Origin of the sequence: Geobacter sp. OR-1 (assembly GCF_000813145.1) — a bacterium.
GTDB lineage: Bacteria > Desulfobacterota > Desulfuromonadia > Geobacterales > DSM-12255 > Geoanaerobacter.
Genome location: NZ_BAZF01000009.1, coordinates 13,427 through 28,964, shown reverse-complemented (window position 1 = coordinate 28,964; position 15,538 = coordinate 13,427). Strand labels below are relative to the sequence as shown.

Sequence of the window (15,538 nt, the reverse complement as noted above, 5' to 3'; positions counted from 1 at the left end):
ACTCAATATAACTATCTGAAATAATATAGAGGTAAACTACTTCTCAATGCCGACTCTGGCTGGAATTCCTGCCTTGTAATAATGTTTGATTTCGCGCATCTCGGTAACAAGATCGGCCACATCAATTATCCTTTGATCCGCGTTTCTACCGGTCAATACCAGTTCGACACAATCGGGCCGCGAGTGAATCAGCTCCAGAACCTGCTCCACCTGCAGAAGGCCAAAATGGATGGCGCCATTGACCTCATCAAGAATAACCAGGTCGTAATCACCCGAAGTCAGCGCCTCTGCACCGCATTTTAGCGCCTCTTCCGCGAGTCTGCGATCCTCAGGGTCCGGATTGTCGCGGTCTACCCACCCTCCCCTGCCGAACGGGATAATGGTTAACTCAGGAGCCAGGCGTTCCGCGGCAAAATGTTCACCATAAGGCCCGCCCCCCTTCATGAACTGAATCATGCAGACCTTTAAACCTCTGCCATAAGCCCTGAAAGCAAGACCCAAGGCTGCCGTGGTCTTGCCCTTGCCATTACCCGTATAGATCTGAACCTGACCCTTGTAAAGTTGCATCAGACCCTCATCCTTCAAATCCCAATAAGATTAGGCCGTAAGGTAATTTTTTGCGGAATATATCAGGTGAACAGTTGGAGGTCAAGGCGAAATGGAGCTAAAGCGCCGACATAAGCGACTCGGGAAGCAGTCAATCCTGAAATCCTTCTTGACAGCATAATCGGCATCTGCTATTGAAGCATACAAACAAGGGCGCATAGCTCAGCGGGAGAGCACTGCCTTCACACGGCAGGGGTCGTAGGTTCAATCCCTACTGCGCCCACCAATAATATCAAGAGGTTAGCGAGTCCAGCTGCCTCTTTTTTTTGTCTGTGCCCATCCTGTGCCCAAATTGTGCCCATCCCTCCAAAGTCACTTGACGATCAGTAGGCAGGATTTTGACCCCTACCCTTGCATTTTCACTCATTTGACCCCTACCGTCCCCCGATAGTAGTCATTGCTGGAATCGACACCGAATGACCACTACCCTGTCTCTTGTATTACATTGATTTAACTGATTAATTCTCAGGTTAACAGGGGTAGTGGTCATATTTTTGATCGATGACCCCTGCCCTGCCGTGCCCACTTTTTATGAGGTTTGTGACCAAATTTCTGCAAATGTCTTAAAAGAGGATTTGGCCATACGAACTGACGATTTTATTCTGTAGCGGTGATGTTCTCAAGGATATCATCCACTGCCATTGTCTTTGCATAGACGCTTCCGAGGGCAGCCATGAAGGAGGCGTGAACCTGTTTTGCCGGCACCGTAACGCCGTTGAAAGAGAGTTCCCTGGTGGCGCATGCATCGTGAGCCAGGATGATGCTAAATCCGAGGTCAAAGGCGGTACGTACGGTGGCATCGACACACATATGGCTCATCATGCCACAGACGAGCAGCGTTCCAATTCCATCTGCCTTTAGTCGTTCCAGAAGGTCAGTTTCCCTGAAACTGTTCGGATAGTGTTTGTTGATAACAGTCTCTTCTGGAAGAGGTTTCACGCAATCGTGGATCTCCGCGCCCACCGTGCCCGGCAAAAAAAATGTACTGCCAGGTCTTATTGATGAATGCTGTACATGGTATATTGGCCACTTTTCCTTGCGGAATTGGGAAAGGAGGCGCGCAGTTGCTGACGCTGCCTGGATGCTTCCTTCAAGTTCCATGTTACCGTTCGAGAAATAGTCATTTTGAATATCGATTATTAGAAGAGCAGTTTTCATATTTTCGTCGTTTTCTCCTCTACCGACACTTCCTCATCTGGGACATACTCCATAATATCGCTCACCTTACATCCGAAATATCGACAGAGCTTGTCAATATTATCAGTCGTGGTGTTGTAACCCCGCACTCCGGATATTTTTGACAGCGTGGTCCGATGAATACCTGTCTCATGCGCAATTTCTTCAAACGTAAGCCTTTTCCCTGACTTAAATTCTTGATCCGCAATAATTCCTTTTAATCTGAACCGAATCATATCTCTCCTCCATTACATGTAAGTAGTCCAAAGCAATATGCTGTCTTTCTATATAGCACGCCAGAACATCTCTCACAACACATATGCTTCACCAAACTATTTTATGTCGCTCTAATACATTATATGTGATTGACAGTCGCGTTTGTATTTATTATAATGCATTTACACTACAAATGACGAAGGAGATCATCAAATGGCACAAGCAACCTACATAACAACCGAGGAACTGGCAGGTCGACTTCACTACGACAGCAGGTACATCAGAGAGTATTTAAAAGATTCAGTACTACTTGAGGGAATCCACTACATCAGACCGTTCGGCCGAAGGAAAATCCTGTTCATCTGGGAGACTATAGAGCGCGACATGTTGAAATGCTCTGCCGAGGAAATGCCTATGATTCCGCTTGCGAGAGGGGGTGTTGTTAATGGGTAGCATCCGTACGCGTAAAGAGAACAGATCGGCTTACCGCCGCAAACGAAATCGCCGTCCGTAGCATCCGTACGCGTAAAGAGAACAGTCTGCTGATGTTCGATTTCAGGTATCAGGGCATCCGGTGCCGTGAACAGACAACCCTGCCGGAGACTTCTGATAACCGCAAAAGAATGGAAAAGGTGCTCAAGAAGATCGAGGCCGAGATCACCCTCGGCAGTTTCGACTACAGTGCCTACTTCCCTAATTCACCGTTGGCATGCAAATTCGCCGCGGCAAAAGAAGAAGTAAAGACACCGGAAAAGTCTACGACGACAGCCACCCCGTTGTTTGAGGAGTTCGTCTGGACCTGGTACGAAGAAAATTCTCTACAGTGGAAATTTTCGTATAAAGAGACCTTGAAGGGAACCTTCAACCGCTACCTGATCCCCGAGTTCAAAGGGAAAGAAGTCGGCTGCATCACCAAGGCTGAAGTCCTGAAGTTCCGCTCCACACTCGCCAAAGTACCGAACGGAACCAAGACAGGACTTTCAGCTGACCGGATCAATCATATCATGACGCCATTGCGCATGATAATGGCAGAAGCAGCCGACCGATACAACTTTACCACACCTTGCAATGGGATTAAACAGCTCCGTGTCCCGAAGACCGACGTTGATCCGTTTACACTTGAAGAGACCAATCTGTTCCTTGCCAATATACGCCCGGATTTCTCCAACTACTACACGGTCAGGTTTTTTACCGGCATGCGCACCGGAGAGATTGACGGCCTCAAGTGGCAGTATGTCAATTTCGACCGTCGCGAGATCTATATCCGCGAGACCATCGTCTTTGGCCAGGAGGACACTGCCAAGACCCAGGAGTCTCACCGTACCATCCAGATGTCGTTGCCGGTTTACAATGCCCTTAAATCACAGTCAGAGGTTACCGGCAAATTGAGTACCTTCGTGTTCTGCAACCGGAAAGGCGAACCGCTCAACTATCACAATGTTTCGAACCGGGTCTGGTACCCTGCCCTCAAGCGGCTTGGCATCAAAAGAAGGACCCCTTACCAGACTCGGCATACTACGGCAACGTTATGGCTTGCAGCAGGGGAAAACCCTGAATGGATCGCCAGGCAAATGGGTCATGTAAATACCCGGATGCTGTTCACTGTGTATTCGCGCTTTGTTCCAAACCTGACAAGACAGGACGGATCAGCCTTTGACAAGCTGCTTTCCGAGAAAGTCGGCACGAAGGGAGACAACAAATGTTAATCGCAGACCTTGTACATAGCCATGGAACAGCCTTCTCAGGTGAATACCGTATCCGTGCTCTCATGCTTGGCACTTCCCGAAGTGGTGCGCCGTATGCCTCTTTTGAGCTTGGCGACATGACAGGATCGCTCAAGAGCTATCTCTGGATTGACGCCGATTACGGACCGCCGGACCTAACGGAGATGGGTCATGTATCGGTCAGTGCCAGGCTGGAGTGCCTGGACGGGAAATGTGTCTGTCTCGTCAATTCGATACAGACCATAAAGGAATTCGTTGCACACCCGGTTGAGTTGATCCCGGCTTGGCAGTGCCCCCTCATTTGCCTGATGCCATACCTGCATCAAACGGTGATGGTAATCGAAAGCAAGCCGCTCCGGAACTTCCTGATCAGTATTTTCGGTGATGATTCTATTGCCCTGCCGTTCGTAGCTCTTCCTGCCAGCAGAGTCAATCATCACTCTTATGGCGGCGGGTTGCTGGAACACAGCCTGGAATGTGCAGAGATTATTATCTGCATGCCGCAGTTTTCACGCGAGACAAGGGAACTCGGCATTGTTGCGGCCCTGATGCATGATGTCGGCAAAATCAGAACGTTGTCCAATACATCGAAATTGAGCCATGTCGGCTTTTTGCTCAACCATGAAGCGCTGACCCTCGAAGTCCTCAATCCGCATCTTCAAAAGCTAGATCATGAGTGGTCGGACGGTGCCCTGGCGCTGCGTTATCTTCTGACCTGCAAGAATCACACGTATCGACGATTTTCGCTGATGACCATTGCCGAGGCCGTTCAAGCTGCCGACCGCATAAGCACCGGCTTAAGCCGTGAACTGAGCGCCTTCTCCGCCCTCCCCTCGTGGCGAAATGCCACGAAGTCTCTGTTCAAGAACGGCTTCTGGCGTCCGCTGCCTTATCAGGAAGGCCACGACAAGAGCCACAGCCGGTAATTTAAATATTCGCATCGATAAAAGGAGTTATCACATGGGAAAATGTGTCCGCATAGTCAACCATAGAGACAATCGCTTCAAGCTACTGGCAGAGACCCTTATTCGTGCCGCCAAGCTTGAGTTCCTCAACGCCCCGCCGCGCATGCTCAAGAAGGAGTATGCCTTGATCAGCACGCGGATGTGCCTGATCGACACTACCACGGATGCAGAGAAACTGCTCAAAGCCATCGAAGAGGTTCTTCTGCGCAATATATCCATCAACATGTCAGGCACTTCCTGCCTCAACTGCACATCATTCTATGAATGTCCGAATGTGGCGGAAGAGATTCCGGAGACAAACGATGCATTGCCCCCACAACCATATCCATACGGGGAGGATGCAATGAAACTTTGTAGCGAGTATCATCCGGACTGGGACAAGTTTGACGATGCAGCAAAGTTATATCCGGAGATACTGATCAGACTGGAAACATCCTTCGGCATTGTGCTGGATCGCAAACGGGTTGTTGGCAAACTGCTAGACGTTATGGGGAAATGGTCAAAGAGTGCAGGAAAGAGAATTCAATAGCTTCGGATTAACTCCTGTACCCCATCCTGGAACGATTCCGGATGGGGTACAGTTTTATCAACAGAGGTCGGATATCACTCGTTGATTGAGTTGCGCAGCAGGTTGCTCGGCTTGAAGGTCAGCACCCGGCGTGCATCCAAGGTGATCGACTCTCCGGTCTGCGGGTTTCTCCCCTTCCGCTCTTGCTTCTGCTTGACAACAAAGTTGCCGAACCCGGAGATTTTTAACGTCTCACCCTTCTCCAAAGTCTCCTTCATGATATCCAGTACTGCTTCAACAATCTCACCAGCTTCCTTCAAAGTGAGATTGGATACATCGCTAACCTTCTGGACCATATCAGCTTTTGTCATACCAGTCCTTTCATTACTTCTTCGTGCAAGTCAGGACTTTTTACACGGCATGCCGGATGCTTGTCAACAGTCAACCATTTCGGCATGCCGAAATCACAATTAGGAGTTTACGCAGAAGCTGGTGTGACCAAGATGATCATTCAGCACCTAGATGGCGAGGTTGTAGTGTCTGGACCATATCAGATTTTGTCATGACATACCTTTCAGAACACTTTCATGTAAATCATGACATTTTTTACACGGCATACCGGGCATTTGTCAATATCTCAGCATTGTTCCATACGGGTCATGAAAGTCATAATTGCAGACTAGGGACATTCCATAAAGATTGAACTGCTATGCAGACTTTCATTCCTGCTGAGCAAGCGATTAGAGAAATCAGGGATGAAAAGTCCCTAACCCAAAAAATAGTAATAGACCTGCGACCTTCTCCCTAGAGTAGGATTGATTCCGGGGAGAAGGTCATATAAGTTAGATCATACATCCTTTCTTGGAACGAAACCATCGCAGGAAGTAAGACCCCGCCAGTCTATATTTCAATTCGTATTCCCAGCTCAACGACGCGCTCGGGGGGTATCCTGAAGAAATCGGTCGCAGGCAGGGCGTTACGGGTCATGAAGGAAAACAACTTCTCCCGCCAGAGCATCATTCCGGGGCGCCTCAAGGAAGGTATCAGAGTCTCTCTGGCGATGTAGAACGTGGTGGTATCCAGATTAACCATCAGGCCTAATGATTCACATTCCCGTAATGCTACCGGCACATTGGGGCTTTGCATAAAGCCGTAGTTGACGATCACCTGGGAGAATCCCTGTTCCAGTCTGACAACTTCGAGCCTCTTCTCCGCTGATACCCGCGGGATTTCTCTGGTAACGACGCTGAGGAGTATGACCTGTTCATGCAGGACCTGGTTATGGGCAAGATGATGGAGTAGTTGAGGTGGTGTCCCGGGAATCGGCTTGATTAGGAATACTGCAGTGCCCGGAACGCGTAGTGGCGGTTTTGCAGCAATCCGGAGCAGGAAGAGCTCGATAGGTTCCTTTGTCTCTTCGAGACGTTTTGCGAGGATTTCCCTACCGCGTCTCCAGGTCGTCATCATGGTGAAGACAATCCCCCCCGCTGCCAGGGGAAACCACCCTCCGTATTCAATTTTAAGCATGTTTGCTCCGAAAAAGGAAAGGTCCACAGTCAGGAACAGCAATGTGACCAGACCAGCAGTTACTCGATGCCACTTCCATCTACCTACTGCTACAAAATATGCAAGCCCCACTGTAATCACCATAGTGGTCGTAACAGCCACGCCATAGGCCCCAGCGAGTCTGCTCGAAGAACTGAAGCCGAATCCACCGAAAGGCCGGTGGTTACAACCTGCGGCGGATTACCCCGTTTCACAACCTGGGCCCAGACGGTATTGTATGGTGGGAGGATCACGGCAGTGTCATATGATGGGTTGAGACAGTGCATCCCCAAGTCGTTCCAGGCAAAAACAACGTATTGCAACTTTGCTGTTGCAGCTACGACATCGCTGGCGCTGGCAGCATTTGAATTGTTCGCGCTATCGCTACAGGAGGTTAAGGCAAGTAATGCTGTCAGGCAAACAAGTGAAACCCAAAAAGTAACTTTGCCTGTTTTTCTCATACATCCCCCATGCGCATTAGTTATTTTATTACATCTCTGCCTCAGTAATTCTCTTAAGCAGATAAAGCGCAACTAATATGCCAAGGGAATCCTGTGGCTTTGCCTGGTTCAACAGCCTTATTTTACTAGGTAAACAGAGGAGGGTTTACTAAATGGATGGAAAAACAGGTTGCAACATTTGTGACAGCAGACAGAAAACAACTATGTACTATATTGGATCGGTTGCAATCTTTTAAAAAATGGTTGCGACCTGGATTACTTCGAGGTGGTGCTCGCCATTAACAACGGCGATCTTTCGGGCCACGAAAGAAAAATTGCCGCCACAGCAGAAATCGATCCTATTGCTTCAAAGACCTTGGCGAACCGGAAATCGGTGGCGACAATCTCGCCGATAGTTTTAACAAAAGTGGTTTAAAATTTTGTTTTGTGCATGGTTTTTCCCTAATTGAAGAACAGTGTAAAATGGCAATCTCCCTTTTGTGAGACCTTTATTTCTCAGCCAGAGTGGCTGCCAACTGTTCAAACCGGTGATGGACGTCCAAACCGATAGTTCTTTCCACCAGTTCAAATTTCTCTACCAGATCCTGTTGTTCTTCCTCGTTCAGAATCTTGTCGGTCATGGGAAAGAGGAGATAGTCTTCCTTCCAGATATGGTTAGGGTAGAGATTCACCAATCCTTGCAGGCTTGTGCGCAAAAGGTTATGGCCCTCCGGCTTTCCCTCCACATAAGCCTCGGTGGCCTCGCCCAGCTCCGCAACGAGCTTCCTGCCATTCTGATGCTCATGAATGAGAATCCCCAGGGGACAGCCGTTCACCGGCACACCTTTTGATTCAAGGAGTGGGAAGAGTATGCTCTCTTCTTTGCCGTGATGGCATTTATCAGCAAATACTTGCATGAACTCCACCAGATTCCTGAGAATCCCGACCTCCGGCTTCTTTCCTTTGTCCAAATCTTCAACCAAGATTGCCATAACGCCCACAACCTTCTGGATGATGTGATGTTCCTCTTCGAGTGTCTGTGTTGCCCTTTTTTTCATCTGCTCCTCCAATCGATTTATCAGTTTTCACTCACCAATGGTTTAATGTTTGTTCCACCATACCAGCTGCCAGGAGCGCAGCAAGTAACGGGCGGGAAAGGTGAAGATATGTACCAGTCTGGTAAAGGGAAATAGCAGTATGATTATGACTGCATTCACCATGTGAAGCTTTACTGCAACAGGCAGATGGACCACTGGTGATGGATCGGGGTGGAGAATCGCCAGGGAGCGAAGCCACGGAACAGCGGTGTGGAGATACCAGAGCGAGCCCCAACGGTAAGTCATGGCAACATGAACCCCCAAAGCCACCTGCAAAAAAAGAAGCGCCAGCAGAAGCCAGTCCATGCCCGAGGTCACTGCCCGAATCTTTGTGTCTACCAGCCGTCGGAGGATCAGGATGACTATGCCGACTAAAGTCAGCATTCCAAGCGCCATTCCAACCACCTCCAATGCAGTGAGCCGGTCGGGCCCACCGAGGAGAAAACCCCACCAGCCGGGAAAGATAATGGCCAGCAGGTGAGCAAGCAGGATCGGAATTATACCGTAATGCCAGGGGACCACTCCCCAGAACAGGAGCCGGTGCTCCAGGAGTTGTGCAGAAAGACTGGAAAGGGAAAACCGGTCGTTGAAATATCGATAGAACCCACCAACGATCGCCAGGGCCGTTGCCACATAAGGAAACACAACATAGAGGAGCATATCTGCCATGATTAATCCTCCTCTGACTCAGAAGTATTGCTCCCTGGATAGTCTCCCATCAGCAAAAGAAGTGACTGAAGCGCCTCTCGGTATGGGTTCGTTGATTTGGTAAACCCTTCAAGCATTTTTCCTAGAGCCGGAATCATGCAGTCCGTGATGAGCTCACCCTCCACTTCCCCAGGCTCCCGGCTGGCAAGAAAACGAAGGATGACGCAGAGATGGTCCGGCAGATCATCTCCAGCAGCGAACCCGTTGGACCGGTAGTGCTCCCGGAGCCGGGCCATGAACATGCCGCGCCGGTATTCCTCGCCGAACAGCTGATACCCGATGTAAGGGGAACATAGCGGTTGCAGATCGAACGTTACGGTATATATCTCTTCCAGCTTCTCAAGGGGATTTCCCACAACGAATTCCCGGAACTGCTGCAAAAGTTGAGTGGCTTGCCCATGGGCCCTTGCGATAAGCGGTAGAAGCTCTTCGAGCCTTTCGACGAGAACTGGCGCCGGGTAGTCTAGGATATCGGCATAAAGTCGATTTTTCTGCATGGGTGTTGCTCCTCAGAAGCTCAGATTATTACCTACCAACCTCTTTTTGGCGGGCGGATGAAGCCTGCTCCAGTCGACTCTTTCCGCTCAAACGGGTCGGTCGTGGCCTCGATAGCCATTTCCCGCAGGAATGGTGGAACTACATGACGCTCCGCAAAGGTCGCAAGTGAGGTCATCCTGTAGATCGCCTCAGCCTCTTGAGAAGTGGACCCTGCTTCCTCCAGTGCCTGTTGTACCAGCTCCTCCGGGATATCTCCCACCGTCTCACGCCGTCGATGAAGGCGAACAGCATGGAGTTTCCGGTATGCTGCCCGGACCGGCTGATCGTTGCCAGCGGCAAAGAGCGCAGCGAAGTAGCGGATGGGAAGACGCCCCGTCACCTGATCGTCAAAAGGGAGACCGCCCAAATCGTATTTCCCATCTTCCATGGTGGCGGCAACAGGCAGGAGTGGCGGGACATAGAAGAGCATGGGAAGTGTACGGGCCTCGGGATGGAGCGGAAGCGCCAGCCCCCATTCTTTGACGAAGTTATAGACTGGCGATTTCTTAGCCGCTTCAATAATCGCCTCGTGAACGCCGTCTTCCCTGGCCTTTTGACACACTCTCGGGTCGCCTGGATCGAGAATTAGTTCTCGCTGGGCCTCCACCAGTTCATGGTCAGGGAGGGACGCGCACCGTTCGATTCCATCCGCGTCATAGAGCAGGGTACCAAGATAGCGAATCCTGCCAACACAGGAGTGAAAACAGGCCGGTGACTGGCACGTCTCCTGCCGTGGATAGCAGAGAATGCATTTCTCCGATTTCCCGGTCTTCCAGTTGAAGTAGACCTTCTTGTAAGGGCAACCGGAGACGCACATCCGCCATGCCCGGCACTTCTCCTGGCTTACGAGGACAATCCCATCCTCCCCACGCTTGTAGATGGCTCCGGTCGGACATGCGGCAACGCATCCAGGGTTGAGGCAATGATTACAGATCCGAGGGAGATGAAAAAAGACCAGCCGCTCAAGAAGGAATAGCTGTTGTCGCTCCTCTGTGGTCAGTGCGGCAAGGTTGATGTCACCGGCGGCGTAGATTCCCGAGCCACCCAGGTCATCGTCCCAGTTGGGACCCGCTTCGATCGTCATTTCTCTGCCGGTGATCATGGAAACCGGCCGCGCAACCGGCTGGTCATCCCCTGACGGAGCGCTGGTCAAGTCACCGTAGCGGTAGCTCCACGGCTCGTAGTAGTCATCGAGGGAAGGAAGGGATGGGTTGTAGAAAATGTTCGCCAGCCCTTCACCCCTATTGTGAAGACGCAAACGGACAGATTTGCCCCGTTTCTCCCAACCACCACGGTACTTACCCTGGTCCTCCCAAAGGGTGGGATAGCCGGTCCCTGGCTTTGTTTCCACATTATTCCACCACATGTACTCGGTGCCATGACGATCGGTCCAGATGTTCTTGCAGGCAATGCTGCAAGTGTGGCAGCCGATATACGGTCAAGTCATTGTGCAGCTGAACTGGGTCTCCGTTATCACGGTAAACTTCTCTCGCTTTCTCAATCCTTTCGCGCAGGTCGAGTACAAGCTTGGTAACGACCTTCTCTTTCGGAACAAACCTGCTGCCGACATAATATTTTGCCTTTACTGGTTCTGTGCTATCAGCGCTATTCTCTTTGGCTTCCGCCGCTTCCGGAGCGTGGGCATTTGCCAGTTCGAAGCAGGCACAGCGGTAGAGTCCTTTCAGGCGCTCGATCTCATTTGCCGTGTAATGGACAGGAACCACGCCGAGAGGGTCATTCTTTCCGGTAATCGACATTGCTGCGGTAATGTCGGACCCGGGCATTCTTGTCAGTAAACTATGGAGGCATCCGGAAATACGTTGCAAGGACTGTCGTCCGCCTTCACGATGACGAAGATCGCTGAAGAAATGATCGGCGGCCTGCTCAAGGTCGGCTGGCTTGCTATGAAAAATTCTCACTGATCGGAAAGAGGGGTTCATCTTGTTTAAACGGCGACCGATAATGGCAGTAGCCTCAGTCGGGATATCAATGGTAAAGCGCACAGCGAGAGGCAGGGCCTGGGCTTCCAGTATGGATTTAGGTACAAGTTTCAATCTGGGAACAAATGGCTTGATGACCCAGGTGGCATCCTGTTCGCTGCTCCAGCAGATACCAAGTGCTGCTTCGCACGCAGCCGCAGCAGGCACCCGTACTGTATTGGCAGCCGTTTTTGTACTCGCAGAAGTCCAGAAGACTATTGCCAGAAATGTTGCCAGTTCTTGGGATTTTACTCCACAGATGTCATCATCCCTTATGGCAAGTCTTTTCAGTTCTTTTAGAAATACCCCAATTTCATGGGATGTGAGTTGATCCCAGTCGGTAGCCAACCGTTGGTTGTGTAACGCTATGGCAGATGCCGCCATCTTGGCAATTATGTATTGCTGGCCCGGACTTAGACCACCGGATGGGTCAGGACCAGGCTCAGAACAATCGAGGAACTCTTGAGCGGATTCGAACTCATCAGGCGCACACAGGCTTTTCTTTCTGGCTTTCTGCTCGGCAATACTCCCCTTTGTGTATGTGATTACATCAATTCTTTCTCTCTTTGCCGGTTCATCGTCATCGCCGAATTCAACAGTCTGCCGCGGTTTCTTAAATGGATTTTGGTTTCGCTTCCCGCCCCCCTTCCCTTTCTCCTTTCCCTGTGTCAACCCGAGGGCCAAATTAAAGAGAGCTATAAGAGGTTGGAATTCTTCATCTTTCACAAACCTTATAAAGGCATGACGATACTCTTCCAGAGTTACGACTGTCAGTGGCAGCGCCGAAAGAATCTTAGCGTGCTCCGAATGGGCCAATTTACGGACAGCGCGGCATGCCAATATCTTTGCGTTCTTATGCAGATAAGGGTTTTGATTTTCCAGCAACATGAGTTTATAAATTGACAGGCAGAGGTAGGCTTGCAACAACCTGTAACGGTGCAGCTCGGCAGGATTCGATGGAGAGCACCAGAGTGCCACACCCAGGGGGTGTGACTCGTAATAACTATGAAACGGCGGGACGTCGGTTTTGCTGCTGGAGTTAAACATCTTTGGGAGAGAGTTGTTAATCTCATTACGCCTGCTGATAATAACCAGGCAGTAGCGTTCCCAATTTGCAACCTGTTTGACAAGTTCGCCTTGGCGACTGTAAGCATTCAATATGGCAGTAAAATAATTGAATACAGTCGCAAGATTTTCAAAGATGGCAAAAGAAGATTCGATCTTGGGTGGTGGGTTAACAAAGCGAAGCATTTCGTTAAAGACGAATCGTGGCAACCTGTCTGCCTTCAGTACGGCAAAAAGTGGTGACCAGACGCCCAAATCGCAATAATTTTCATCAATCTGAAGGTTCATTCTTTTTTACAGGGGCAACTTCAACCTGAGCGGCTTCCTTCTTGCCCTGTTTTCCTGATGAGAAAGAGGATAAGGCTGCGGGCGTGACATGAATCGCTCGTGCAAAAGCGCTCTTACCCTCATCCAGGGGTGGCTGCCAAACCTGTTTTCTTATGCCCGGCTGATCGACCCTCTGATAGATCTCGGCCGCGGATGTCTCTGTTCTGAGCAGAAGCGGCCCCACAACGATATCCATATATCGAAGCAGTGCCAATTGCTCAGCAGATGTGTGTTTATCGAGAATAAGTACGTGGATCTTTTGAGTCGGTGGCAGTAAGAAAGCTTCCAGTTCAAAGATTCTCTTCCCACAAACAACATTCAATTTACCCCTTTGTTCCAGGGCAACGACTGGATGCAGTTGGAGGAGTAGGTACAGGACTTCCGGTTTCAGTCCCTTGTCTATTGCAAGCGTGTAGTCAGCCTGGTTGTAGTGAAGTGATGGAGGCACCGATTCGCTGTATGTCAGTTCTAGTCTCAATCTCTCGATCGAGACCATATCCCTATGCATTTTCAGCTCAACCGCCTTATGCTCCTTCTGCTTTGTTCCTGTAGGGTTTTTCATTCCAGTGCCGAATCCGGACCGACTGACATGAGGATACTCTTCAAGTCCATGCAGATTATGCCTTCTTCCTCGAGCAGTCTTACGGTTTGTGGATGTAACTCATCATGAGAGATGAGAGCAAAGTATTCCCTTCTGTCCTTTCCCCCCCATTTGACATGAACAGCCTTGTCCTTGAACCTTTTTGCATCGGCAGCAGTGAACTTATTCCCGTTAAGTTTGCATTCACCAAAGAAGATCTGGTTACTATCACTATCCAGAGCGACTATATCAATTTCAACGGTACCGTTCCTGTTCCAATAGCCGCCAATCTTGTCAAATCCGAACGGGACTAGTGATCCGTTGTTCCTGGTAGTCAGCAGGTCCCTGATCAAGACCTCAAAGGTCCATCCCATATACGTCGACAGATCTTTTTGAATTTTCTCCCCCAGGCGATGAGATTCTCCCAGACCTATCAGGCTCTGGTTTCTATATATGTACCGAAACCAGAATTTGAGGAGTGGATCAGAAACATGATATCGGCCGGATTTCTGATCTTCCCGCGAAGAGGTAACCGGCAACCTTCGTTCGACAACCTGGTAGTAACTGACCAGCTCATCAAGATATTTGCTTATGCTGCTGACACTGATGCCGGCGCTGTCTGCGATGCGCGCCATCTGGGTTTCGCCGCTGGCGATCACCTGTAATATTGAGAAATACAGATGGTAATTTTTGCCGAATTCTTCTATCAGTAGTTCTCGTCCTTCGTTCTGGAGTATGGCATCAGGTTCGCAGAACAGACGAACCAACCGCTCTTCCATACTCTTTTTGAACAACTTGTGACGATCAAGGAGAAAATAGTACTTAGGGACTCCGCCAAACATTGATGTGTACGGGAGTAAATGTTTTGAGGGTTCCAAGGCGTTATCACCTAGTATCTCGGCCACTACATCGGACGTAAGTGGCTTGAGGTGTATTTTGGCAGTCGCCCGGCCAAACAGAGGTTCCTTGTTCCCTTCGAAGATGTCCCTCATCAAGGTCTGTATTGAACCGATGCAGATAATGGCACCCGATAAAAGATGCTTGTTTTCGTCCCACAATTTTTGCAGGGTTGAAAACACGGAATCATCCACCTGCTGAAAATTCTGAAACTCATCAAATACGACGTAGAGAGGTCCATTGCTCATCTCATGAAAAATAAAGGAGAAAAGCGCTTCAAAGCTTTTCACCTTGGCTGATTTAAGAATAGGTATTCGTTCTGCCAGAATTTCGGTGAATTCATCTAAAAGCACATGAGGCTTCTTTTTGGACACGAAAAAGTAAAGAAAATCGTTTCGTCCGGCCGAGAAATGCCTGATCAATTCGGTTTTACCAATTCGTCTTCTACCGGATATTACAAGCAGATGTGCGTTACCTGACGATTTGACTGTAAGCTCGCCAAGACGATCAAGTTCTCTTGTGCGGTTGTAGAATTTCATTTCAGTCTACCTATTCATTCCTTTTTGTATCATTCCATATTGCATTATAACCTAGGCACAAGCAGGCAACAAGAGGTAATAATACACTTAAGTATGATACGTATTTGCATCATATAAAACACAATCATACAATTTACCCCATTAAAAATGATCAAAATAAGGGTATCATAGGCAGGGCGATGTTCAATAAACTTAATTTTACTATCTCATATCTGGGCCCAGATGTTTGTGGTTAACGGGGATAAAAAGAGGTTAAGCGGAAAAGATCATTTAGTTATACGAGATATAATACTATGTAGTTATGGATAGTTATGTCGTTTAATACCATTCTAACCAATACAGTACAAGACCTTCATTTTACCTTCACACGGCAGGGGTCGTAGGTTCAATCCCTACTGCGCCCACCATGATTCATCGATGGCCAGGTCAACAAACCTGGCCATTTTTATTCAATCACTACAGCATGTTACCAATCATACATTCAAAATTTGCATTCATGTCCCATCCCTTTATAACTGGTTTCAGATAACCTGATCCGCGTATGGCCCAAATCTGGCCCACACATGTCCCCAAATAGAAATACTCTTTCACCGCCAACCCCTGTATTGTTCTCATAACCAAAACCATAA

General features: G+C 49.2%; 15 protein-coding genes, 1 tRNA gene and 1 pseudogene. 5 read left to right on the top strand and 12 right to left on the bottom strand.

All coding sequences use genetic code 11. The features are described 5' to 3' along the window. Positions 1-36: 36 nt before the first annotated feature. Positions 37-567 (bottom strand): cob(I)yrinic acid a,c-diamide adenosyltransferase, encoded by a 531-nt coding sequence (gene cobO, locus OR1_RS10925; protein WP_041971900.1) that lies wholly within the window; start codon positions 565-567, stop codon positions 37-39. A 190-nt stretch (positions 568-757) separates the two neighbouring features. On the opposite strand from cobO, the gene OR1_RS10920 reads away from it, so the two are divergent. Then, a tRNA-Val gene (locus OR1_RS10920) sits at positions 758-832 on the top strand. Between the two features lie 371 nt (positions 833-1,203). On the opposite strand, the gene OR1_RS10915 is transcribed toward OR1_RS10920, so the two are convergent. Continuing rightward, entirely contained in the window at positions 1,204-1,764 is a 561-nt protein-coding gene (locus OR1_RS10915) for a cysteine hydrolase family protein (protein WP_041971899.1), read from the bottom strand. Continuing rightward, positions 1,761-2,018, bottom strand: a complete 258-nt coding sequence (locus OR1_RS10910; protein ID WP_041971898.1) for a helix-turn-helix transcriptional regulator — start codon at positions 2,016-2,018, stop codon at positions 1,761-1,763. Before OR1_RS10910 ends, OR1_RS10915 begins: the two co-directional genes overlap by 4 nt. Before the next feature lie 193 nt (positions 2,019-2,211). Here OR1_RS10910 and OR1_RS10905 point away from each other — a divergent pair, with 193 nt between their 5' ends. The 4 genes from OR1_RS10905 to OR1_RS10890 all read left to right on the top strand — a co-directional run bounded on the left by OR1_RS10905 (position 2,212) and on the right by OR1_RS10890 (position 5,216). After that, complete coding sequence (locus tag OR1_RS10905) at positions 2,212-2,451, top strand: hypothetical protein (RefSeq protein ID WP_041971897.1); 240 nt, start codon at positions 2,212-2,214, stop codon at positions 2,449-2,451. Positions 2,452-2,513: 62 nt separating this feature from the next. Then, complete coding sequence (locus OR1_RS10900; protein WP_370543350.1) at positions 2,514-3,704, top strand: Arm DNA-binding domain-containing protein; 1,191 nt, start codon at positions 2,514-2,516, stop codon at positions 3,702-3,704. After that, entirely contained in the window at positions 3,698-4,648 is a 951-nt protein-coding gene (locus OR1_RS20820; RefSeq protein WP_052440388.1) for an HD domain-containing protein, read from the top strand. The genes OR1_RS10900 and OR1_RS20820 overlap by 7 nt, the downstream gene beginning before the upstream one ends. Before the next feature lie 34 nt (positions 4,649-4,682). Then, positions 4,683-5,216, top strand: coding sequence for a hypothetical protein (locus OR1_RS10890; RefSeq protein ID WP_041971894.1), 534 nt, complete (start codon positions 4,683-4,685; stop codon positions 5,214-5,216). Between the two features lie 74 nt (positions 5,217-5,290). Here OR1_RS10890 and OR1_RS10885 read toward each other — a convergent pair whose 3' ends face one another. From OR1_RS10885 to OR1_RS10845, 9 genes and pseudogenes are all read right to left on the bottom strand, one after another. Next, a complete protein-coding gene (locus OR1_RS10885) occupies positions 5,291-5,566 on the bottom strand; it encodes an integration host factor subunit alpha (protein WP_041971893.1) in 276 nt (91 codons plus the stop codon). 529 nt (positions 5,567-6,095) lie between these two features. Next, a pseudogene (locus OR1_RS10880) lies at positions 6,096-6,902 on the bottom strand (KUP/HAK/KT family potassium transporter); the annotation flags it as partial. Between the two features lie 787 nt (positions 6,903-7,689). After that, complete coding sequence (locus tag OR1_RS10875) at positions 7,690-8,238, bottom strand: hemerythrin domain-containing protein (RefSeq protein ID WP_041971892.1); 549 nt, start codon at positions 8,236-8,238, stop codon at positions 7,690-7,692. A gap of 42 nt (positions 8,239-8,280) precedes the next feature. After that, positions 8,281-8,946 carry a respiratory nitrate reductase subunit gamma gene (gene narI, locus OR1_RS10870; RefSeq protein WP_041971891.1) on the bottom strand — a complete coding sequence of 222 codons (666 nt, stop codon included), beginning with the start codon at positions 8,944-8,946 and terminating at the stop codon, positions 8,281-8,283. Positions 8,947-8,948: 2 nt separating this feature from the next. Next, positions 8,949-9,482 carry a nitrate reductase molybdenum cofactor assembly chaperone gene (gene narJ, locus OR1_RS10865; RefSeq protein ID WP_052440386.1) on the bottom strand — a complete coding sequence of 178 codons (534 nt, stop codon included), beginning with the start codon at positions 9,480-9,482 and terminating at the stop codon, positions 8,949-8,951. A 32-nt stretch (positions 9,483-9,514) separates the two neighbouring features. Continuing rightward, positions 9,515-10,954: a nitrate reductase subunit beta gene (gene narH / locus OR1_RS10860; RefSeq protein WP_041971890.1), complete on the bottom strand. Its 1,440-nt coding sequence runs from the start codon at positions 10,952-10,954 to the stop codon at positions 9,515-9,517. Further along, the gene (locus tag OR1_RS10855) at positions 10,875-12,854 is read right to left on the bottom strand and encodes a hypothetical protein (RefSeq protein WP_041971889.1); all 1,980 of its coding nucleotides are present in this window, start codon (positions 12,852-12,854) and stop codon (positions 10,875-10,877) included. The genes narH and OR1_RS10855 overlap by 80 nt, the downstream gene beginning before the upstream one ends. Next, positions 12,838-13,455, bottom strand: a complete 618-nt coding sequence (locus tag OR1_RS10850) for a hypothetical protein (RefSeq protein WP_041971888.1) — start codon at positions 13,453-13,455, stop codon at positions 12,838-12,840. Before OR1_RS10850 ends, OR1_RS10855 begins: the two co-directional genes overlap by 17 nt. Next, positions 13,452-14,909: an ATP-binding protein gene (locus OR1_RS10845; RefSeq protein WP_041971887.1), complete on the bottom strand. Its 1,458-nt coding sequence runs from the start codon at positions 14,907-14,909 to the stop codon at positions 13,452-13,454. The genes OR1_RS10850 and OR1_RS10845 overlap by 4 nt, the downstream gene beginning before the upstream one ends. Positions 14,910-15,538 lie beyond the last annotated feature (629 nt).

Bases quoted from the DNA above. Each gene is read 5' to 3' on its own strand.
- cobO (WP_041971900.1), bottom strand. From the start codon at position 567: ATGCAACTTTACAAGGGTCAGGTTCAGATCTATACGGGTAATGGCAAG.
- OR1_RS10915 (WP_041971899.1), bottom strand. From the start codon at position 1,764: ATGAAAACTGCTCTTCTAATAATCGATATTCAAAATGACTATTTCTCG.
- OR1_RS10910 (WP_041971898.1), bottom strand. From the start codon at position 2,018: ATGATTCGGTTCAGATTAAAAGGAATTATTGCGGATCAAGAATTTAAG.
- OR1_RS10905 (WP_041971897.1), top strand. From the start codon at position 2,212: ATGGCACAAGCAACCTACATAACAACCGAGGAACTGGCAGGTCGACTT.
- OR1_RS20820 (WP_052440388.1), top strand. From the start codon at position 3,698: ATGTTAATCGCAGACCTTGTACATAGCCATGGAACAGCCTTCTCAGGT.
- OR1_RS10890 (WP_041971894.1), top strand. From the start codon at position 4,683: ATGGGAAAATGTGTCCGCATAGTCAACCATAGAGACAATCGCTTCAAG.
- OR1_RS10885 (WP_041971893.1), bottom strand. From the start codon at position 5,566: ATGACAAAAGCTGATATGGTCCAGAAGGTTAGCGATGTATCCAATCTC.
- OR1_RS10875 (WP_041971892.1), bottom strand. From the start codon at position 8,238: ATGAAAAAAAGGGCAACACAGACACTCGAAGAGGAACATCACATCATC.
- narI (WP_041971891.1), bottom strand. From the start codon at position 8,946: ATGGCAGATATGCTCCTCTATGTTGTGTTTCCTTATGTGGCAACGGCC.
- narJ (WP_052440386.1), bottom strand. From the start codon at position 9,482: ATGCAGAAAAATCGACTTTATGCCGATATCCTAGACTACCCGGCGCCA.
- OR1_RS10855 (WP_041971889.1), bottom strand. From the start codon at position 12,854: ATGAACCTTCAGATTGATGAAAATTATTGCGATTTGGGCGTCTGGTCA.
- OR1_RS10850 (WP_041971888.1), bottom strand. From the start codon at position 13,455: ATGAAAAACCCTACAGGAACAAAGCAGAAGGAGCATAAGGCGGTTGAG.
- OR1_RS10845 (WP_041971887.1), bottom strand. From the start codon at position 14,909: ATGAAATTCTACAACCGCACAAGAGAACTTGATCGTCTTGGCGAGCTT.